Origin of the sequence: Nocardia arthritidis NBRC 100137 (genome assembly GCF_001612765.1) — a bacterium.
Lineage (GTDB): Bacteria > Actinomycetota > Actinomycetes > Mycobacteriales > Mycobacteriaceae > Nocardia > Nocardia arthritidis.
Genome location: NZ_BDBB01000054.1, coordinates 24,401 through 44,754, shown reverse-complemented (window position 1 = coordinate 44,754; position 20,354 = coordinate 24,401). Strand labels below are relative to the sequence as shown.

Genomic DNA, 20,354 nt, shown 5'->3' with positions numbered 1-20,354 from the left:
GGCTCTGGTGGTGCGTCACGCCCCGGACAGGGGATGTTCGCAGTGGCCGGGCCCGATCGCGCCCCCCGATGATGTGAGTTCCAGTGTTCGTCGGAAGCCCTTCCGCGCGATCAGCCGGGTAGGTCGCGAACCTCCCGTCCGGGAGCGGCCGAGTAGGTGTCGTCTCGGCGGAGCCTGCGCGGCTTCGGTAGGAGGGGCTTGGCCTGGAACGCGCCGTGCAGATGACACGACGACCCGCTGGCGGGTTTCGCCGACCTGCGGATTCGTTAGTCGCCATGGGTAAGGGGCGGTGTGGGTCGGAATCGTTCGTTTCTGACCCATCACGCCCCCGGCGGCATGCGACAGAAGAGTATTCGGCCTGAACCGCGATCCCGCTCAGCGCTGGGTTATTGCGCTGGCCTGGAATCCTTCTCGGCCAATGCCGCCCATGCGGCGATCAACAAGTCGTAGGCGTCGACGACGATATCGTCGGGGATCCCGTCGGGGGTCAGTAGCTTCTGAACCAGAAGGCCATCTTCGAGGGCGTGCACTATTAGCGCCAGGAAAGCGGGATCCGCTGGAGGATGCGGCAATTCGTGGGTGATTCCAGTGGCGATGGCGTGGCGGGCGGTGAGTTCGCGGTCGGCCAAGCGTGATCGCAGTTGGGGGTTGCGCAGGATATGGAGTACGAGTTCGAGCCGTAGCGCCAGCCATTCGTCGAGGTGGCGAGCACGGGTGCGATTGAACTCGCGCAACGGTTCCCGGTTGGCGTGGTCGAGTCCGGCGACTTCGTCGAGCTCGCGCTGCGTTCGTCGGGTGAGGAGTTCGAGTGTGAGTTCATGCTTGTCCGCGAAGTTGCCGTAGAAGGCTCCTCTGGAGTATCCGGCGCGTTCGGCTATCTGCTCTACCGAGGTGCCGTTGACACCCCGTTCGCCGAACAACTCCGCGGCGGCGTCGAGCAGCCGGTCACGGGTCTGCCGCCGCCTCTCCTCGCGGCTGGGACGCTGATTCATATTCAAAAGTGTATCTGAATACAGCTATGTATATTTCCTGGTGTGGAGCATCTATACGAGGCGACCGCCGCGCAGGTCGCTGTGGCCGTGGCTGCGGGCGAGATCAGCGCAGTCGAGGTGGTCAGAGCGCATCTGGCCAGGATCGATGCGGTCAATCCGGCAGTGAACGCGGTAACGAACGTGCTGGCCGACGGCGCCCTCGACGCCGCACGCACGATCGACCGGCGGCGCGCGGCGGGCGAAGCGGTGGGGCCGCTGGCCGGAGTCCCGTTCACGGTGAAGGAGAACATCCATGTCGCGGGCTCGGCCACGACGATGGGTGTGCCGGCCATGCGGAACCTGGTGGCCGCCGCTGATGCGCCACCGGTGCGCCGATTGCGCGCGGCTGGGGCGATCGCTATCGGCCGAACCAACCTGCCTGATCTGACGATTGCCGGTCTGCACACAACGAGCACGCTTTACGGCGATACGCGCAACCCGTGGGATCCGGATGGTCGGACACCGGGTGGGACGAGTGGTGGCGACGGTGCAGCGGTAGCCACAGGCATGGCGCCGCTGGGACTAGGCAACGATTCTGGTGGCTCGCTACGCAATCCGGCGACATTCAATGGGATCACCGCACTCAAACCCACCTACGGGCGATTCGCCGCGGACCACCGAATCAGTGGTCGCGAACCGACACTGGCGTCACAACTGTTCCCGGTCGACGGTCCACTCGCTCGGTCGGTTGCGGATCTGCGGCTGGCGTTCGACGTACTCGCCGGTGCCGACGCGCAAGATCCCAGGGCCGTTCCCGCACCGCCGGACGGGCCGCCGCTGAGCGGCCCCGTCACGGTCGGGCTGGTGACCGATCTCGATGGTGACCGAATGCATCCCGACGTGCGCGCCGGATTGGCCGATGCGGCGGACGCCTTGGCCGATGCCGGTTACCGGATCGAAGACGTGGAGGTACCCGCACTGGCCGAAGCGCTGGCAGCCTATTCCGGATTGATCAGCACCGAATTCTCTTTGGCCTGGCCCACACTGCGGCCGCTGCTCAGCACAACCAGTCGCCTGCACATGGAGTTGATGATGCGCCGGCAACCACCATCAGACCTGTCCGGCTACATCCAGCTGACCGCCGCCAGGCTGGGTGTGCAGCGTGTATGGACGCAGTTCCTCGACCGGTATCCACTATTGCTCGGACCGGTTTACACCGAATTGCCGCCACCACCGTCTGTTCCGCTCGACGCGGACGAGCAGGAGCGAATGATGAGCCCGTTGCGCTTGTGCACGGCCACCACCCTGGTAGGAGTTCCAGCGGTAGCTGTTCCGGCTGGTGTGATCGGCGGGCTACCTCAGGGTGTTCAGGTCATCGGCCGGATGTATCGGGAAGACCTGTGCCTGACCGCCGCAAGTGCCATCGAGCAACGCTTGGGAGTACTGACCCCGATCAACCCGATAGCGGCCGGACAGTGAAGCACGCACATCGGCATACGATGTGCGGGGCTGCCCAGACATGCGCATGATCAGAAGAGAGTGTCGCGGACTCGTAGGGGCTGATATCCGGTGGGTCCGAGCTGGGCGAGTTCGGCGCCGATGTCGACCTCGATCGCCCGAAGATGTTCTCGCTGTGCGCCGGGCTGATATATGCCATCACATCGTCATCGATCCGGCGCCAATCTGCGTGCGCTGCACCGCGCTTCCCTCCGGTGGGGCGCACGGTTCCGAATCGTGCTGGTCATCAGGTGACCGCCGGATACCTGAAGAAGATCGGGCCGCGCACCGGAGCGGAATTCGCCGTCCGCATCATCAACGTCCATCCCACGTTGCTGCCCCGCCACGGCGGACAAGGCATGTATGGCAGGCAGGGATTTGATGCCGGTATGACGTCCGCATCGATGGCACGTGCCCGGCGGGCGTGGCGTACAGCTCCAGCACAGAGCTTGTCCGTCGGGAAGGCGACCGTGCGGTCATCTGCATCGAGATCGCCGAGTGCACTACTCTGACGAGTGATCTACCAGCAGAAACGGTGGGATCAATCAGCAATACAGTGTTGCATCTGATCCTATAAAGGCATTTTCGCCTCGTGTGGGGTCTTGTCCGGGCGCAATCCGCGCCAGCTGGGGTGGCGCAGGCCATCGGGGGTGGCTTCGCGATATTCGATGTCGGCGACGAGAACGGGCTCCACCCAGTGCGCGGATGCGGCGACCACGCGCGGCGGGGGGACGTCGAAAGGGGTGTCCGGGCGGGACAACTCGTTCAGCCGCGCTTGCAGGGCGCGACGATCGTGCATTGTCCATCCGGTGCCGACGTTGCCGATATGTACCAACTGGTCGTGGTCGTCGTAGGCGCCGAGCGCGAGCGAACCGAACGTCGTGGAGAAACGCCCCGTGCCGGGCAGCCAACCCGCGACGACGACCTCCGTCGTCCTCCGCAGCGGCGTCTTGATCCACAAGGGGGAGCGGCGGCCGGGATAGTAGGCGGAATCCAGACGCTTGGCGACGATTCCCTCCAGGCCGTGCTCGCGGGCGACCTCCATCAAGACAGTCGGATCGACATCCGCGTAATACGGCGGTGTCCGGGCAAGCGGCCGGTCGAGCGCGAGTCCGGCCAAGCGTTCGCGGCGCTCGGTATAGGACAGATTCATGATGGACGCATCCTCGACGACCAGCAGATCGAACGCGAGATATTGCACCGGGAATCCACGCAGCAACTCCGCACTGGGCGCAACCACATGCATCCGCCGCTGCAAGCGAGCGAACGACGGCGCCCCCGTCTTCGGATCGGGTGCGACGATCTCCCCGTCGAGAATCAGCTCGCCGCGCTCGCCCATATCCGCCAGCACCGCCGTGAGTTCGGGAAACGAGCCACTGAGATCGCGATTGTTGCGACTGTAGAGTCGGCAGTCCCCGTCCCGGCACCGCGCGATCGCACGAATACCGTCCCATTTCATCTCGAATGCCCACCTGCCGCGTTCCTGCGGTGGCCGTCCGGAGACGGCCAACATCGGCGCAGGCGCTGACAGCACACATTCAGCATATCTGCTGATCCCGGGTAGATTTAATAAGACAACCCGTATAACCTGGCGTTTCGCGTCGCGTCATCAACGATTTGTCTCCACCTCGTCGCGTTTCGCGATCTGCTGGTTATCTTCTCTGTTGTCCGGTGTGGGTTCAGGCCCGCCGTCGCGATGTTCCGTGCCCGTCTAACGACCCTGCCTTCCGGCCGATTGCCGCCAAGGCGGTGAGCCTCATCTGCGGCGACCTCCGCAGCGCGACTCTTCGCACCGATGTTTCCCACACTCCGTAACAGCGGGCCCGGACTGTGTAGCCCTCGCCCGCGCCCGATACGCGCCTGTCCGCGCGCCAAAGGCGCGCGGACAGGGGTTGAGATCCTTTCTGGGTCGGGCTCAGGCTGCCGTGATGGTGTTGGTGTCGAGGGTGATCGCGCCGTTGAGGGCCAGGACGCTCCCGTTCACGGTGGTGCCGGCTGACACCGTGTCCGAGGTGAAGGTCAGGATATTGCCGGCGAAGTTGGTGTTGGCGCCCAGTGTGGCCGAGCTACCGACTTGCCAGAACACGTTGTTCGCGGTGGCACCGTTGATGAGGTTGACCACACTGTTCGCCCCGGTGATGAGTGTCGACCCGGCCTGGAAGATGAACACCGCGTTCGGATTACCTTGCCCGTCGAGGGTGACGGTGCCGTTGAGACCGATCCCGCCAACTGCCTTGTACACCCCGGAGGTCAGGGTTTGCCCGGCGAGATCGGCGACCACGAAAGCGGTGGGCGTGCGGCCCGCCGCGTCGAGGTAGGCAGCCAGCAAATCGGTGTGTGCCTGTGCCGCGACCAAGTCCCCGGCATGGATCGCTCCGCCGGTCACCGTTCCCGGCGGGAATCCGGTCACTGCGGTGCCCGGGCTGACGCCCAGGTTCCCGGTGATGGCCGTGGCTCCGGCGTTGGTGACCGTCGAGGCACCCAGCACCGCGAACGACGAGGCTGTCCCCAAATTGACCGGCGCCAGACCCGAAGCGTAGGTGTAGGAGACACCGTTGCTGGTTCCGCCGGGGGTGGTGACGGTGACCTGCACCGTCCCAGCTGCATGCGCTGGGGTGAGCACGGTGATCTGGGTGTCGGAGTTGACGGTGAACAAGGTCGCCGGTGTCCCACCGAAACTCACTGCGGTGGCGCCGGTCAGGCCTGTGCCGGTGAGCACAACCACTGTCCCACCGCTGGGCGGCCCCGAGTTCGGAGTGACACTGACGAGAGTCGGCACCGCGATATAGGTGTAGGAGACACCGTTACTGGTGCCAACCGCGGTGGTGACGGTGACCTGCACCGTCCCAGCTGTATGAGCAGGTGCCACCGCCGTGATCTGTGTCGGCGAGTTGACCGTGAACGAGGTTGCCGGTGTCCCACCGAAACTCACTGCGGTGGCGCCGGTCAAGTTCGTGCCGGTGAGCACGACCGTCGTACCACCCGACGCCGACCCCGAAGCCGGATTGATGCTGCTCAAGGTAGGAAGCCCACCACCGTAGGTGTAGGGCATCGGGTTGCTCGTGCCGTCCAGCAATGCCTGTACGGTGACGTCCACCGTGCCGGTGCCAGGCGGGGCGATGGCCGTGATCTGGGTATCGGAGTTGATGGCGAACGTCGTTGCGTTCGTGCCGAACCGGACAGTCAAAGGACCGACATTGGCGAATCCGGAGCCGTTGATGATTACAGAGTTGAGACCCGCTGGAGGACCGAAAGACGGATTCAGCGAGGTGATGACAGGTGCCATTTCCTTACCTTCTATTCAGAAAACGTGAAAAAGGTTCTCACACAGCAGCACAAGCCTGGCAATCCGTTATGCCGCTTATTCCAGTTAGCCTCTGGTGGCGACGCTTGACAATGCATCAGCAGTCCGTTTTCGTCCGGTCTTGTCCGTTTTCGGCTTCTGCCGTTAGCTATTGGGAAGCTGGACACCAGGTGTGACCTTGTCGCCCGGCTTCGACGCACCGCCTTCCATCTCGCGTGCCTGGGTTTGTTTACGAAATCCGGTGCCGGTCGATCGCGAATCGAGGTATCGGTTGGGCTGGGTTGTTTCCGATCCCGGTACCGGACAGGAGTCGGTGCGTGGCGGAGTATCGGGGGCGGATTCGATAGAGATCCGGCTGGTGGGAAGCGAAGTCGGCGTCGGCTATCTCGACGACGGTGCACAGGACCTCATGCGGCGGCGCTACCGGACTCGCGTAGCTTCCGTTCCAGGCGGACGAGAGCCCATGGCACTGCTTCGGTTTCAGCATGTAGGCCACCGTCCGAGCTGGGATGACGTATCCACCGTGCCAGCGCCCCGGCGGAACGAATACCGCGAGTTCCCACCTCGGCTGAAGTGCGACAAATTAGCTGTCTTCATCACCAGTTCGGGCTATCGCACCGAACCGGACAACGACGCGACGACCACGGACATTCGCCGGTGCCGGGTCTCCGAGTCCGGTGTGAGGTATTCGTTGTCGCCGACTTTGATCCTTATCGGATACGCCGACGTTGGTGCGGAAGATCCTGCCGAGCGCAGGGTGGACGAGGTGTGGCCCGTCGTCCTGTCCCTGTTCGGTGGGCGGCGCGAGATTCGAGCGAGCACCTGCCACATAATGATGCCGATTCGAAATCTCAAAAATCGCACTCCGCCAGGTGATGTCGCGATTCAGGACCAACTGCGCCCAAGATTTTCGATCAGAACCAGGTGCGGCAAGAACCGCGTCATCAGTTGGTGAAGCGTAACTGTTTGGTAGCTGGCGGTGGAGGTGGAGTTTGCCCAGTGATGAGGGGCTTGACAAGCGTGGATCGGCAGATACGCCTCCGACCGCCCGCTTGTCCGAGTGGGCTTCTTCAACGCGTGGCGCGCAAGGTGTCTCGCGCCCGGGTGCGGAAGTCGGTGAACATGCCCTCGACCATGTTCTTCGTCGTCCGCGGGGCGGTGTGGGGGGTGTTCACCGTATCCGCATCGCGAAACCGTGCGATGTCTCGGCCGCCATGCGCCTACCCGAGCTCACAATCCGAGCTTGGTGACCGCGTTGTCCTCCAGCGGGTTGGCGGTGCGAATGTAGCCGTGGACGGTGCGCGGGTTGGACCAGCGGCCCTGGCGCATGATCTCGCGGTCGCTGGCGCCGCCGAGCGCGGCCTGGGTGGCGAATCCGGCGCGCAGCGAATGACCGGAGAACAGGTCGGGGTCGAGCCCGGCGCGGGCGGCATAACGCTTGACGAGTTCGGCGACCGCGCGTCCGGACATCGCGTGGTCTCCGATGGCACCGTGCCGGGTGATGGTGGGGAATAGGGGAAGATCCGCGTCGGAGAGCGTGGTGCCGGTGAAGCCGTGGCAACGGTGGATGTCGGCCGACCGCGCCGCAAGGTCGGCGAGCCAGGCGCGGACACCGACAGTCCCTGCGGCGGCGTGTCTTTCGCGCAGCCGCAACCAATCGGCGAAGGCGCAGACCGGGCAGGTGGCGGGGCGGTGGCCGCGCGGGAGGGCCACGCGCTGCTCCGCGGCGCCGGTCGGGTCGGTCTTCGTCGCGGGCAGCCGGATCAGCAGGATAGGTTCGCCGGTCGTGTGGTCGAGGCCCACCTCGACGTCCCCTATGCGCAAACCGGCCAGTTCGCTGCGGCGCAACGCGCCGGCGAAACCGACGAGCAGTGCGAGCGCATCCCGGCGGCGGGCGGGTTCGGTGGGCCAGCCCGGTTCGGGGAGCCCGCCGAGCAGTTGGTCGAGGGTGTGCAGCAAGACGGGGCGTTTGCGTTTGGGCTGTGTGCGGCGGGTACGGCGGATACCGCGCAGCGTCAGGCGTACCACATCCGACCGCGTCGGCGACGGCAAGCCGTTGGCCGCGTGCACCGCGGCGATGGCGGCCGACTTGCGTTCCAGCGTCGCCGGACTGAACGCCCATCCGCCGGTGTCGCGGCGTGCGTCGGCGGCGGCGGCCAAGTAGACGGCGACATCCAGCGCGTCGGCGGGCAGTGCCTGGCGGCCCTCGGTGGTGCACCACGCCGACCAGGCCACCCAGTCGGTGCGGTAGGCGCGCAACGTGTTCGCCGATTGGGACGCTTCCAGATAGCGGCGCAGCGAACCGGCTTGGTCGTCGTCGAAGCGATCGCGCACCAGCCGCAACGCCGCGGCGTCGACCAGTACGCTGCGCACACCACGGCGCAACTCGGTGCGCACCGACTCGGGAACCGCGACCACGCTGGAACGATCGTCCATGGCTCGGCTCCCGCGTTCATATCGGTGTTCGGCTGTCCGCGCCGGAACGTCCGGCGCGAGAAATCAGCCTACGACACCCGCGGGCATGCCCACGATCAGAAGGTGCCACGTTCCGGACGACCTTCGGCTTCGAACCGCTCGAGTTCCGCGATGGCGGACGGTGTCGAGGCCCCGTTGTGTGCTGAGCTGGGGTTCGACATCTCGTGTTCCTGGTGTCATCATCGCTGTTCCTCATATGAGGTGTCGGATTACCGGGCAGTCTGTTGATGTCGGCGTGCCGCTTCGCGCGCGAAAACGGGTGCCGCTGTTGGTCTCATGATTCTGCCGATGGCCAGTACCGCACAAACGGCCACAGCGCCGTCCGTGGCGGCGCCGGGACCGCCGCCACGGCGGTCATAGGCGCTCCGGCTTCCCTGGGGCATCCGGTACGCACACCGGTTCCCGAGGATGGGACGAGGGCGCCTCCAGCGACGCCGAAGGACCTCCATCCGACCGCTAAAGGTCCCTATCCATGCGGCGTATTGACGAGGCAACATCGAGGACACCGGCAGGTCCAACCCCTGCGGGCCGGCCCTTGCGGCCGGATCGATCGACGAGAAGGAAATCGACGATATGAACCCCATGCACATGTTGTGCCAATGGATGTGCAGCCTGATGGGTGGTTGCCCGATGATGGGGCAGCCGATGTGACACACCCGGCGCGGCTCCCGGGCCGTGCGCGATGGTGGTGTCACGACCGATGCGTCCCCTGGTTCGACCGCGGCATGCGTCGCTGACAAGGTGCTGCGGTCGATGGCACGATCAACGCTGATCATCGTGCTGGCTGTGCGGGTGGTGGCCGTCGTATCTGTCGATCAGGGTGGCGGTCGGGAGGTTCGCCCGTTGCGGCGCGCCAAATCCTGCATCTGTATCCGGTAGGCGGACTTGCTCATTCGCCCGGTGAGTAGCTGGCGAATGGCAGCATCTTCGTCGGTGAGAAGAGTGCTCGTTGACTGTTCGTCCGCAGACGTCGACCAGGCAGATGGTGTTTGCGGTGTGAGGAGCGGCGGCGCGGTTCGGCGGTGGAGTCTCGGATTCGGTGTTGTCGGCGCATTGCGCCGGCCGGGTCGACAGTCGCAAGCGCTCGCATCCGTTCCCTGTTTGCCGAGCTCGCGCCTGCAGTGGCAGCGGGCGGCAGCGAATGCATGAAGTCCGCTCGGTGATACCGGCCTGGGGTAGGGACCTTCGGATGCGCCGGAAGGGCACCTGGTCTCTACCGGCCGCGCTCGGCGACGCGGACCGTAGGGAGTACGGAGCGCTCGCTCCGGCCGACACGACAGCGGGATGGGGGATGTCGCGACGACAGCGGTGAGTTCGTATCGATCGAGGAGTGCACGATGATGTTCTGGTATGGCGACGGGATGAGCGGGTGGGGTTACGGGCTCATGACGGTCGGGATGGTGTTGTTCTGGGCGCTGGTGATCGCCGGGGTGATTCTGACGGTCCGGTACCTGGCCCAGCCGTCCGCGCCGGTCGGCGGCGCGCCGATCGTGCGCCCGAGTGCCGAGCAGGTGCTGGCCGAGCGATTCGCCCGCGGTGAGATCGATGCCGACGAATACCACCAGCGATTGGCTACATTGCGCGGCGGCATCGGTTCCGGACCGGGTACGAAGAGCGGCGGCGACCGGTAGTAAGGGCCGAGTACTACTCGGAGGGTGCCATGACAGTCCGCCCGGCGCAGACCACCCCCCTCCAACCCTCCGGCAATGAGGAGTTTGGCGTGGGAGACGGCGACGACACCACCGCTCGCGGCGCTTAGCCGGAAGCTCTCACCATTCGATGAGCTCCCGGCCGTGCGTGGAGTGGCTTCCGATGACCCAGCGCTGCCAGCGATTCGATCCCCTTACCTCGGCATCGGACACGACACCTGCGGCGTCGGACTGTGGCCGAGCCCACCCATTGATCATGGTCGACTGCTCATGTCAACGTTGGTCGATTCGGTGGTCTGGTGATCGTCGCGGCGCCGTCGGGTGGTGGTCGTGGCGCTGATCTGGCGGTGTTGGCGGCGTTCGGCATCGCGGTGGGCGTCCTGCTGGCGCGACGGTTGTCCGGCATCGATTTGCTGGCGTTGGGCGCCTGGCAGTTCGTGCTCGGTGGCACCGTGCTGGCGGGAAGCGCGTGGGCGGTGCGGGGACCGCCCACCACGATCGCGTGTGCCGGGCCTCGCTCACCGCGGTCACGGCGTGGACGCTGCTGGTTCCCGTTGTCGGTGTGGTCCTCGGGGTGGTGGTGCTCGATGAGCCGCTCACCCTCGTCGGCGTGATCGGCGACGTCATCGTCGTGGCCGGTCTGGCGGTCGTGGCCCGCTCCGCACGCCCATCCCGCACCGAAACACTGTCCCGCAACCAATACCGTCGACTACGGCCTTTGGAGGAGTGATCCCGTGGCACCCCATCCCGATACCCATCTACACACACCGAAGGAACGTGCCACCGCCGTGCTCGATGTGCGAGGCTTGCTGTTCGCCTCGGAGCAGAACGTTGTCGTCGCCCGGCTCGCCCGCCGCCCCGGCGTACATCGAGTCGAGGTCAACCCGGTGGCGCAGACCGCCATCGTGGTCTACGACCAGACACAGACCACAATTGCGGCGCTGCGGGACTGGGTGATCGAATGCGGCTACCACTGCGCCGGTCGGTCGGTGCCCGCCCACATCTGCGACCCGCTGACCGAGCCGGACCCACCCACCGACGACGCGCACCACATCCACGCCGGACATGCTGGTCAGCTGGCAACTGCGGAGCCAATCGACGAGGTCGGCCACACTATGGCGGCCCTTGCTCACACCGAGCACCCGGCCGGTGCCGGAGACCTGCGTTCACCGCACGAGGCGATGGGCCACGGCGGGCATGCGGGAATGTCGATGGCATCCATGGTGGCCGACATGCGCAACCGGTTCCTGGTCGCGTTGTTGTTCTCGATCCCGATCGTGATCTGGTCGCCGATCGGCCGCGACGTGCTGGGGCTGCACGTTTCGGTGCCGTTCGGTCTGCGTGAAGACATCTGGGCGTTGTTGCTGAGCCTGCCGGTCATCTTCTACTCGTCGTGGATATTCTTCGATGGGGCTGTGCGGGCATTGCGGGCCCGCACGCTGGACATGATGGTGCTGGTCGCGGTCGCGATCGGCTCCGGTTGGCTGTACTCGCTCGTGATCACGTTGACCGGTGGCGGCGAAGTGTTCTACGAGGCCGCCACCGTGCTGGCCGCGTTCGTGCTGCTCGGGCACTGGTTCGAGATGCGCGCCCGCGGCGGCGCCAACGACGCCGTCCGCACCCTGCTCGACCTCGCGCCACCGAAAGCGCTGGTGCTGCGCGACGGCGAACCCGTCGAGATCCCCACCGCCGAGGTCGTGGTCGGTGATCTGCTGCTGGTGCGTCCGGGCGGGAAGATCGCCGTCGACGGGGTCGTGGAGGACGGTGACAGCGAGGTCGACGAATCCATGGTCACCGGCGAGAGCCTGCCGGTGCACAAAGCCCCCGGCTCGACGGTCATCGGCGCCACCATCAACGCCAACGGCACCCTGCGGGTGCGCGCTACCAGAGTCGGCGCGGACACCGCGCTGGCACAGATCGTGAAACTTGTTCAGGAAGCTCAGAATTCGAAGGCCCCCGGCCAGCGCCTGGCCGACAAGGCAGCGTTCTGGCTGGTGCTCGTCGCCCTGGTCGGCGGTGGCGGCACGCTCGCAGCCTGGCTGCTGTTGTCCGACCGTCCGTTCTCCGCAGCGATCCTTTTCGCCATCACCGTCGTGGTCATCACCTGCCCCGACGCCCTCGGGCTGGCCACACCTACCGCGATCATGGTCGGCACCGGGCTCGGCGCCAAACGCGGTGTGCTGTTCAAGAACGCGATGGCGCTCGAGACCTCGGCCCGCATCCAGGTGGTGGTGATGGACAAGACCGGAACTCTCACCAAGGGCGAGCCCGAGGTCACCGATGTCATCACCGACGGCATCGGCGAAGCCGAGGTGCTGCGCCTGGTCGCCGCAGTGGAACGCGAATCCGAACACTCCCTCGCCCAAGCCGTCGTCCGGCACGCGGAAACCCTGAACGTGAGCCGAGTTCGGGCAAAAGAGTTCGAGAACGTTCCAGGCCACGGCGCTATCGCCGAGGTAGAGGGCGCCGTGTCGTCGTCGGCAACCGGCGGCTGGCCGAGAAAGAGGGCATCGACCTCGGCGCGCTGGCCGCCCGCCGCGACGAACTGGCCGCCACCGGACGCACCGCGGTGATCGCCGCCGTGGACGGCAAGGCCGCAGCGGTCATCAGCATCGCCGATGCGCCCCGCGAAACCTCACCCGCGGCCGTCGCCGCGCTGCATGATCTCGGCGTCGAGGTGGTCATGCTCACCGGCGACAACGAAGCCACCGCCAGGCGCATCGCCGAGCGGCTCGGCATCGACACCGTCATCGCCGAAGTACTGCCCGGCGACAAAGCCGCCGAGATCGCCGAACTACAACGCAGCGGCCGCCAGGTCGCCATGGTCGGCGACGGCGTCAACGACGCGCCCGCCCTGGCCCAGGCCGATCTGGGCATCGCGATCGGCGCCGGCACCGACGTCGCCATCGAAACCGCCGATGTCGTGCTCATGCGCTCCGACCCGCTCGACGTGCCCACCGCCCTGCGCATCGGCCGCGGCACACTGGGCAAAATGCGCCAGAATCTGGCCTGGGCCATCGGCTACAACACCATCGCCCTGCCCATCGCTGCCGGCGTCTTCGAACCCGCTTTCGGCCTGATGCTTCGCCCGGAGATCGCCGCCCTGTCCATGTCCGGATCCAGCCTCATCGTCGCCGTCAACGCCCTCGCTCTGAAACGACTCCGCCTCCCCACACCGAAACCCGCCCACACCGGAACACCCGAGGCAAACGCGGCGATCGCGTAGGGCACAGCGGCCGGATTCGAGGGCCGACCGACCGAGAAATGGCGGTGCCCGGGCCACCACCTCGTAGAGACGTCGAGTGATCGTGTGCAGAGTCCGGTCCGGCTCGAGATCCATCGCTGCTCATCTCCTTGTGGTGGTGATGACCACGGCGTCGTTCCTGGGTGTGGGGGTTCCGGTAGTAATCGTGCGGAAAACAACGACAATGGCTTGACCAGCCGCGATGTCAAGTGGTTCGGGGGATGCCGGGCACCGGGTACATGAACGCCGTGGGCGCTATGTCCGTGGCGCAGTGCCGCTGATGATGCGGTGGATGGTGGAGCGGCCGACGCTGTATTCCTCGGCCAGGTCGGCCAGGCTCGCGTCGTCGCCGGGGTCGTGGTAGCGGCGGTGGATCGTTTTCCGTGCTGCGAGAGGCAGTTTCGGCTGTTTGCCCTCGAGGCGGCCTTTCGCGCGGGCCTTGGCCATGCCCTCGCGGGTGCGCAGGTGGTTCAGGTACCGGGCTGGCGTTGCCCGGGCCCGCACGTCAACCGAGGGATGGCTGTAGGTTGTTGCGTGGTCAGCGCGATGCGATGGGCTCGGGCGCTTCGGCATCCTGCGCTGGGTAGGCGAGGGTGTTCTTCGGGCCGACCGTGAGGATGTAGAGGAACAGGGCACCCATGACGCCGACGCCCACCCACATGGCCTGCTGCCAACCGTCGACGAAGGATTGCTGTGCAGCCTGGATCAGCTGTTGTGCGTGAGAGCCTGCACCGTCGGCGGCGTTGACGGCATTGGCGATGCCTTCGCGTGCGGTGTTCGCGGTGTCCTGCGGGATGCCGTCGAGCTTGCCGTTGATGGCGTTGCGGTAGCCGGTGGCCACGAGGGCGCCGAGTAGGGCGACACCGAGTGCGGTGCCGAATTCGCGGGTGACGTCGTTGAGAGCGGAGGCGACACCCTGCTTCTCTCGTGGCAGAGAGCTGGTGATGGCCTGAGTAGAGGGAGTCATCGCCAGGCCCATGCCGATTCCCATGGCGAGGATGCCGGGCAGGATGGACAGGTAGCCGCCGTCGACGGAGGCGAACCCGGCCATTTGCGCCAGGCCGACGCCGCCCACTGCGATGCCGATCGCCATGGTCGTGCGGGAGCCGATGCGCTCGGCCGACTTTGAGGCCAGGCCGGAGGTCATCATCATCGCCACGGCCATGGGCATCAGCGCCAGCGTGGCCAGCAGGCCCGACCAGCCGAGCACCGCCTGGAAGAACGGGAACAGCACCACGGCGATGCCGGCTTGGACACCGAAGACGACCAGCAGCGTGATCGAGCCGCCGGCCAGGCCGCGCTCACCGAAGAGGCGGACATCCAGTAGTGCCGCGTCGCGGCGTCGCAGTTCCCATGCCACGAATCCGACGGTGGCGATGAGGCCCACGATGAGGCTGATCAGTGTCGCGGGTGCGGTCCAGCCTCGTTCGGGGCCTTCTTGCAGGACGAAGATGAGACCGACCACGGCGACGACGGAGATCAGCGCCCCGACGGTGTCGAAGGCATGTGAGGAGTGCTCGTGAGAGTTCGGCACGGCTTTGAGCGCCGTGGCCAGGGCTGCGATGACCAGAGCCGCGGGAAGGACGAACAGCCAGCGCCAGTCGGCGACGTCGACGAGCAGTGCGGACAGGAACATGCCCAGGATGCCGCCGCCTCCGGCGACGCCGGTCCACACACCGATCGCTTTGCCGCGCTGCTCTTCGGGGAAGGTGGAGGTGATCACCGCAAGGGTGATGGGCATGATCATGGCCGCGCCGATGCCACCCGCCACGCGCGCACCGAGCATCACCTCGGCGTTCGGAGCAAGGCCCGCCACGACGTTGGCGACGCCGAAAACGGCAAGACCGGCGACGAGCATGGGTTTGCGGCCCATTCGGTCGCCGACGGCGCCGAGTGGCAGCAGAAGGGCGGCCAGGGTGAGGGTGTAGATGTTGATGATCCACAGAATGGTGTTCTGCGAGGCGCCGAACTCGACAGCCATCTGGGTCTGGGCGACATTGAGCCCGGCCACCGACGCGATGACAGCCATCAGCGCAATCGAGACCGCGATCAGGATGGTGCGCAGCTGACCGGCATCCGGTGTGACACCGCCACCGTTCGTGGCGGGCACCGCGTGTGCGGGTTGGTTGGTACTCATGGATTCCTCTCGAAAATGGGCATGCCGAAGTCGGCGCCGGGGCAGCGTCCGGTCGCCGGGGGACTGGGGAAATCGACTCGGGGCGGGCTCGCGGGACGATCCGTCAGGTGGTGGCCCGCATCGTGGCCAGTGCCGCGTCGGTGTCCGCGGTGGCGAGCACGGCGTTGATGTGGGCGCCGGCCAGTGCACCGGCCGCCGCGGATGCGCCGACCTGGGCGCTCAGGTCGGTGGCATTGCCGGCCAGCCACACGCCGGGCACGTCGGTGGTTCCGGCCATACCGGAGGAGAACCGGCGGCCCATGTTGTCGGGCAGGTCCTCCATCGGCAACTCGAGTTCTTCCAGGCCCGCAGTGCGGGCCCGCATGTGGGTGGCGACGGCGAGGACATGGCGGGTAACGACCTGGCCGTCGGTCAACCGGACACCGGTGAGCGTGCCGTCGGCGGCGGTGACGACCTCGGCCACCGGGGTGTCGACGACCGTGATGTGGCGGGCGGCGAAGCGCGCGCGGGTGTCGTCGTCGAGGTCGGTGTCGCCGGTGAAATAGATCAGGTCGTCGGTCAACTGGCGGAACAGCAGCGCGTGATGGATCGAGCCTGGTCCGGTGGCGATGATGCCGATGGGCTCGTCGCGTACCTCCCAGCCGTGGCAGTACGGGCAGTGCACCACGCTGTGCCCCCAATGCTGCCCCAAGCCGGGTACGTCGGGCAGCACATCGCGCAGTCCAGTAGCCACCAGCACACGGCGGGCGGTCAGGGTGCGGCCGTCGGTCAGGGCAACGGTGAACCGCAGGTCACCGTCGGCGGACGGGTCGGCCGGCGCGGTGGAAGCCACGGTCGCGTACACGACCTGGCCGCCGTAGTGGCGCACCTGCTGGCGACCTCGCTCGAGTAGCTGCGCGGGTGGGGTGCCGTCGAGCACGAGGAAGCCGTGCATTGCTTCGGCGGGCGCGTTGCGGGGGTCGCCGCTGTCGATAACGACGACCGAACGACGGGAGCGGGCCAGCATCAGCGCACCGTTGAGGCCCGCGGCGCCCCCGCCGATCACCACGACGTCGATGGTCTCGTCGGGCAGTGTGTCGGATGCGTAGGTGAATGCGTTCTCCGCCATGCTTTTACCCTTCATGCACGCCTGGTCCAGCTGTTCTGGACGTCTGCGAGCGACCATAACCGCACCTTGCATCAAAGGCATACAATATTGCCCATGACGCAAGAAGATGGTGAATTGGACAGCCTCGTACGCAAACGCATCCGCGCCTTACGTGTGGCGCAGGGCTGGTCCCTGGAAGAACTAGCCACCCGCGCGCACCTGAGCCAGTCCAGCCTCTCCCGCATCGAGAACGGCCAGCGGCGGCTGGCGCTCGATCAGCTGGTCACCCTCGCCCGCGCGCTGGACACCACGCTGGATCAGCTGGTGGAGACCGCCGCCGACGATGTCATCATCAGTCCGATGATCGACGCCGCGCACGGTCTCATGCGCTGGTCGATCAAGGGCGAACCGGGCATGAGCGTCGTGCGCCAGCGGATGACCGAACTTCCGCCGGACAATCCCGCCCGCATGCGCGCGCACCCCGGCCGGGAGTGGCTTGTCGTCCTGTCCGGCACCGCGATCCTCATGCTGGGCCACCGGCGGTTCCGCGTGGAGACCAACCAGGCTGCCGAGTTCCCCACCATGCTGCCGCACGCCATCGGCACAGAAGGCGGCCCGTGCGAAATCCTCGGCATCTTCGACCGCGACGCCCGCCGAGGCCACCAACGCGACAGCGAGGGAGGGCAAAGCGAGGACCGCGCAGGCGACGGCTCCTGTACCTGATCGCGCAGCCGCACACTTGCGTGTGCGGCACTCTCGACAACCCAATGCTTGCGCATAGTGGGAGATTGCTTGCTATTTACGCATGGCGTCATAGCGTGGTGGACATGGCCCACACACATTCGAGCAGAACCCACCACGCGACCACCCATGTCGCGGACTCCAACGGCCAAGTCGAGATCCTCGATCTGGATGCGGAACTCCTCGCCGAGTACACCACCGCTATCGCGGCATGGCTGCCCGTCCAGGCAGCGCCACGCTCAATCGTGGACTTGGGCGCCGGCACGGGCGCCGGCACGTTCACCCTCCTCGCGCACTTCCCTGACGCGCATATCACTGCGGTCGACTCCTCCGTCGAACACCTCCGTCGACTACGCGATAAGGCCTGCGCCACCGGGGAACTCGAGCGTGTGGACACCATTGCGGCCGACCTCGACGCTGCCGACTGGCCCGACCTCGGCACGCCTGACCTGGTCTGGGCCTCGGCCTCGATGCACCACATGGCCGACCCTGTCCGAGCGTTGGGCAAGGTCCACGACGCACTCGCGCCCGGCGGCCTGTTCGCCGTCGTCGAGCTGGCGGGACTGCCGCGGTTCCTGCCGGAGACCGGGCCCGCCGATCGGCCCGGCCTCGAAGAGCGGTGCCATGCCGCGACCGCCCACTTCCACGCCGAGCACGTGTCCCACCGTGGCGCCGACTGGGGTCCGATGCTGACCTCTGCCGGATTCACCGTTGAAGGTGTGCGCACTTTCACCGTCAACATCGAGGGCTCGCGGACTCCAGCCGTCGGCCGCTACGCGCTCGCCGTTCTGCAGCGGTTACGCCACGGCGATACCGGCACGATCTCAACCGAGGACCTCACCGCGCTCGACCGGCTGCTCGATACCGGCAGCCCACACAGCATCCTGCGCCACGACGACCTCGCCCTGCGCACCGAACGCACGGCCTGGGCCGCCCGCCGCACCAGCTGACCGGTCAAGTCAGCAACCCGATGGTCCAGCTGGCGACGACCGCGCATGTGTGCCGAGAGCGGTGGGCCTACCAAACCCCGCCCGCCCCAACGAATTCCCGTACGAGGTCACCGACGAAGCCGCTGTGAGCGGCAGTCTTTGGTGATAGCCGATGAGCGCCAGGTTCGCCGCCCGCGGCGTCTCCCCCCGCACATACCATTCCTCCGTCCACGCCAGGATGTCGTAGGAGATCCCGGACGCTTCAGACATGCGGGTCGACCCCAGATTGGTCGACGAGGCCGGCAGCACCGCGATGAGGTTGCGTTTCAGCTCCGGGCTGCGGGCATGTTTGCCGTCCGCGTGGGTGAAGCAGTCCAGGTATCCGGTGCGTTTGTCGAGCTCGATCAGCAGCGACACGAGCGGCAGCATGTCGGTCAGCTCGGCCTTCGACGCGATGGCCTCGGTCGGGATGTCTTCGGCGGGCAGCGGTGAGATCACCAGATCACCGTCCTCATCCAGGCGCACCAGCCCGTCACCGGTGGCGAGCATCTGCTCGAGTTCGCCGACCGCCTCCTGCCACTCGCCGGTGAGCGCGGCCAGTGCACGGGCAGGGTCGGCAGGTTTGTCGACCAGGCGGCAAATTCGGCGCGCCGACCGAGCCGGCCACAGTCCGGGGGTACCCAGTTTTCGATACTTTCCGTTGTAATTTCGTTTCGTCACATCAAACGCTACGAAACATATTTAATGCCGGCTGATGGGGGTGCGGCGCGCATCCTGACACCCGATAAGGTTCACTTATCGGGGGTCAGGATGTGGGCTGCCGAAAGAGCCATCGCGTCAGTGGTCGGGCCGATCGAGCAGCCTCTGCTGAGAGATTTCGCACACGACCAAGACGGGCGCCGCCGCGGAAGGCGGAGACTCGGTATCTATTTGCGGTATGCGCGGAACGTCGCGCGCAGGTCGTCGACGATGAGGTCGGGTTCTTCCATGGCGGCGAAGTGGCCGCCACGCTCGAATTCGGTCCAGCGCACGATGTTGTGATTTCGTTCGGCGATGCGGCGGACCGGGATGCCGAGGTCGTGCGGCATGACTGCCACGGCGACCGGCACATCGGTCTCGGGTTCGGGCACTCCCCAGGTGGCGGCGCCTTCGTAGTAGTAGCGCGCCGACGAGCCCGCGGTGGCGTTGAGCCAGTAGATCATGACGTTGGTCAGCATCGCGTCACGGTCGACGGCGTCCTCGGGTGCGTCGGTGGAGTCGGTCCAGTCCTTGAATCGCTCGACGATCCAGGCCAATTGCCCCACCGGTGAGTCGGCGAGCGCGTAGGACAGCGTTTGGGGGCGACTGGCCTGCAGCATCGCGTAGGCGCCGAGTTCGTACTGAGCGCGGCGAGCCAGTTCGACGGCTCGCTGTTCGGCTGGGTTGTCGGGGTCGGCGGTCTCGGCGGTGACAGTGGCGGAGGCGATCATCGTCAGATGCACCGCGACCAGGTGCTCGGCGTCGATCACCGCCAGCTGCCGGGAGATCGCGGCACCGGTGTCTTCGCCGTGTGCGCCGTAGCGGTCGTAGCCGAGGCGGCGCATCAGCTCCGCCCATGCCCGCGCGGCCCGCGCGGTCGACCAACCGACCGCGGGCCCGGAGAACCCGTACCCGGGGATGGTCGGCACGACGACGTGGAACGCGTCCTGCGCGTTGCCGCCGTGCGCCACCGGGTCGGTCAGCGGCCCGATCACCTCGAGGAATTCCACGATAGATCCGGGCCATCCGTGTGTGAGCACCAGCGGCAGAGCGTCGGGTTCGGGCGAGCGGACGTGGAGGAAGTGCACGTCGTGGCCGTCGATCTCGGTACGGAACTGGGGGAAGGTGTTGAGCCGGGCCTCCTGGGCGCGCCAATCGTAGGTGCTGCGCCAATAGCCGACCAGTTCTCTGGTGTAGTCCAGCGGGATGCCCTGCGCCCACCCCGCCTCGGGATCGTCGTCGGTCCAGCGGGTGGCGTCGAGCCGCCGATTCAAGTCGTCGAGCTGCTCTTGGGGGACGTCGATCCGGAAGGGGGTGATCTCTGTGCTCATGAGAATCAAACTACGACCTACCTAGGACAACCCCGGCCCTAGGTTTTAGAGGATGGGAAACACCGGGGGGCGTCAGGCGGCGGGTCAGGATTCGACGCCCCCCGGGGCTACGATTCTGCGGTGTCGAAGGTGTGCAACTACCCGGGTTGTTCTCGTCCTATCACGAGCGCGGCAGGGCCTGGCCGTCCCTCGGAGTACTGCGACCGGGCCGATCACACGCGCTGGCGCGCGTGGCGGGAACGGCAACGGCA

15 protein-coding genes and 2 pseudogenes are annotated in these 20,354 nt (G+C 66.4%); 8 read left to right on the top strand and 9 right to left on the bottom strand.

What is annotated here, in order from left to right; all coding sequences use genetic code 11:
• Positions 1-386: 386 nt before the first annotated feature.
• On the bottom strand, positions 387-992 hold the full coding sequence (locus NA8_RS28960; protein ID WP_063053490.1) for a TetR/AcrR family transcriptional regulator: 606 nt from the start codon (positions 990-992) through the stop codon (positions 387-389).
• Between the two features lie 42 nt (positions 993-1,034).
• On the opposite strand from NA8_RS28960, the gene NA8_RS28955 reads away from it, so the two are divergent.
• Together NA8_RS28955 and NA8_RS35835 are read left to right on the top strand one after the other, a co-directional pair.
• On the top strand, positions 1,035-2,450 hold the full coding sequence (locus NA8_RS28955; RefSeq protein WP_063053489.1) for an amidase: 1,416 nt from the start codon (positions 1,035-1,037) through the stop codon (positions 2,448-2,450).
• A 143-nt stretch (positions 2,451-2,593) separates the two neighbouring features.
• A complete protein-coding gene (locus NA8_RS35835; protein ID WP_369690273.1) occupies positions 2,594-2,980 on the top strand; it encodes a formyltransferase family protein in 387 nt (128 codons plus the stop codon).
• A 59-nt stretch (positions 2,981-3,039) separates the two neighbouring features.
• Here NA8_RS35835 and ligD read toward each other — a convergent pair whose 3' ends face one another.
• Together ligD and NA8_RS34140 are read right to left on the bottom strand one after the other, a co-directional pair.
• The gene (gene ligD / locus NA8_RS28950) at positions 3,040-3,981 is read right to left on the bottom strand and encodes a non-homologous end-joining DNA ligase (protein WP_063053488.1); all 942 of its coding nucleotides are present in this window, start codon (positions 3,979-3,981) and stop codon (positions 3,040-3,042) included.
• 402 nt (positions 3,982-4,383) lie between these two features.
• A complete protein-coding gene (locus NA8_RS34140; protein WP_063053487.1) occupies positions 4,384-5,754 on the bottom strand; it encodes an ice-binding family protein in 1,371 nt (456 codons plus the stop codon).
• Positions 5,755-5,944: 190 nt separating this feature from the next.
• Here NA8_RS34140 and NA8_RS34135 point away from each other — a divergent pair, with 190 nt between their 5' ends.
• Positions 5,945-6,727 (top strand): hypothetical protein, encoded by a 783-nt coding sequence (locus tag NA8_RS34135; protein ID WP_157106978.1) that lies wholly within the window; start codon positions 5,945-5,947, stop codon positions 6,725-6,727.
• Positions 6,728-7,002: 275 nt separating this feature from the next.
• Here NA8_RS34135 and NA8_RS28935 read toward each other — a convergent pair whose 3' ends face one another.
• Entirely contained in the window at positions 7,003-8,208 is a 1,206-nt protein-coding gene (locus NA8_RS28935) for a site-specific integrase (protein WP_063053485.1), read from the bottom strand.
• 1,376 nt (positions 8,209-9,584) lie between these two features.
• On the opposite strand from NA8_RS28935, the gene NA8_RS28930 reads away from it, so the two are divergent.
• From NA8_RS28930 to NA8_RS28920, 3 genes and pseudogenes are all read left to right on the top strand, one after another.
• On the top strand, positions 9,585-9,878 hold the full coding sequence (locus NA8_RS28930) for an SHOCT domain-containing protein (protein WP_063053484.1): 294 nt from the start codon (positions 9,585-9,587) through the stop codon (positions 9,876-9,878).
• Positions 9,879-10,365: 487 nt separating this feature from the next.
• A complete protein-coding gene (locus tag NA8_RS28925) occupies positions 10,366-10,626 on the top strand; it encodes a hypothetical protein (protein WP_063053483.1) in 261 nt (86 codons plus the stop codon).
• Positions 10,627-10,630: 4 nt separating this feature from the next.
• A pseudogene (locus tag NA8_RS28920) lies at positions 10,631-13,122 on the top strand (heavy metal translocating P-type ATPase).
• Between the two features lie 273 nt (positions 13,123-13,395).
• Here the strand turns inward: NA8_RS28920 and NA8_RS28915 are convergent.
• The 3 genes from NA8_RS28915 to NA8_RS28905 all read right to left on the bottom strand — a co-directional run bounded on the left by NA8_RS28915 (position 13,396) and on the right by NA8_RS28905 (position 16,385).
• Complete coding sequence (locus NA8_RS28915) at positions 13,396-13,587, bottom strand: hypothetical protein (protein WP_063053482.1); 192 nt, start codon at positions 13,585-13,587, stop codon at positions 13,396-13,398.
• A gap of 91 nt (positions 13,588-13,678) precedes the next feature.
• The gene (locus tag NA8_RS28910; protein WP_063053481.1) at positions 13,679-15,277 is read right to left on the bottom strand and encodes an MFS transporter; all 1,599 of its coding nucleotides are present in this window, start codon (positions 15,275-15,277) and stop codon (positions 13,679-13,681) included.
• Between the two features lie 103 nt (positions 15,278-15,380).
• The gene (locus NA8_RS28905) at positions 15,381-16,385 is read right to left on the bottom strand and encodes an NAD(P)/FAD-dependent oxidoreductase (RefSeq protein WP_063053499.1); all 1,005 of its coding nucleotides are present in this window, start codon (positions 16,383-16,385) and stop codon (positions 15,381-15,383) included.
• Between the two features lie 93 nt (positions 16,386-16,478).
• On the opposite strand from NA8_RS28905, the gene NA8_RS28900 reads away from it, so the two are divergent.
• Together NA8_RS28900 and NA8_RS28895 are read left to right on the top strand one after the other, a co-directional pair.
• Positions 16,479-17,087, top strand: a complete 609-nt coding sequence (locus NA8_RS28900; RefSeq protein ID WP_174550152.1) for a helix-turn-helix transcriptional regulator — start codon at positions 16,479-16,481, stop codon at positions 17,085-17,087.
• A 104-nt stretch (positions 17,088-17,191) separates the two neighbouring features.
• Entirely contained in the window at positions 17,192-18,055 is an 864-nt protein-coding gene (locus NA8_RS28895) for a class I SAM-dependent methyltransferase (RefSeq protein ID WP_063053497.1), read from the top strand.
• An 81-nt stretch (positions 18,056-18,136) separates the two neighbouring features.
• Here the strand turns inward: NA8_RS28895 and NA8_RS28890 are convergent.
• Both NA8_RS28890 and NA8_RS28885 read right to left on the bottom strand, forming a co-directional pair.
• Positions 18,137-18,745, bottom strand: a pseudogene (locus tag NA8_RS28890) (Tn3 family transposase); the annotation flags it as partial.
• 215 nt (positions 18,746-18,960) lie between these two features.
• Complete coding sequence (locus NA8_RS28885; RefSeq protein WP_063053479.1) at positions 18,961-20,103, bottom strand: epoxide hydrolase family protein; 1,143 nt, start codon at positions 20,101-20,103, stop codon at positions 18,961-18,963.
• Positions 20,104-20,354: the final 251 nt, after the last annotated feature.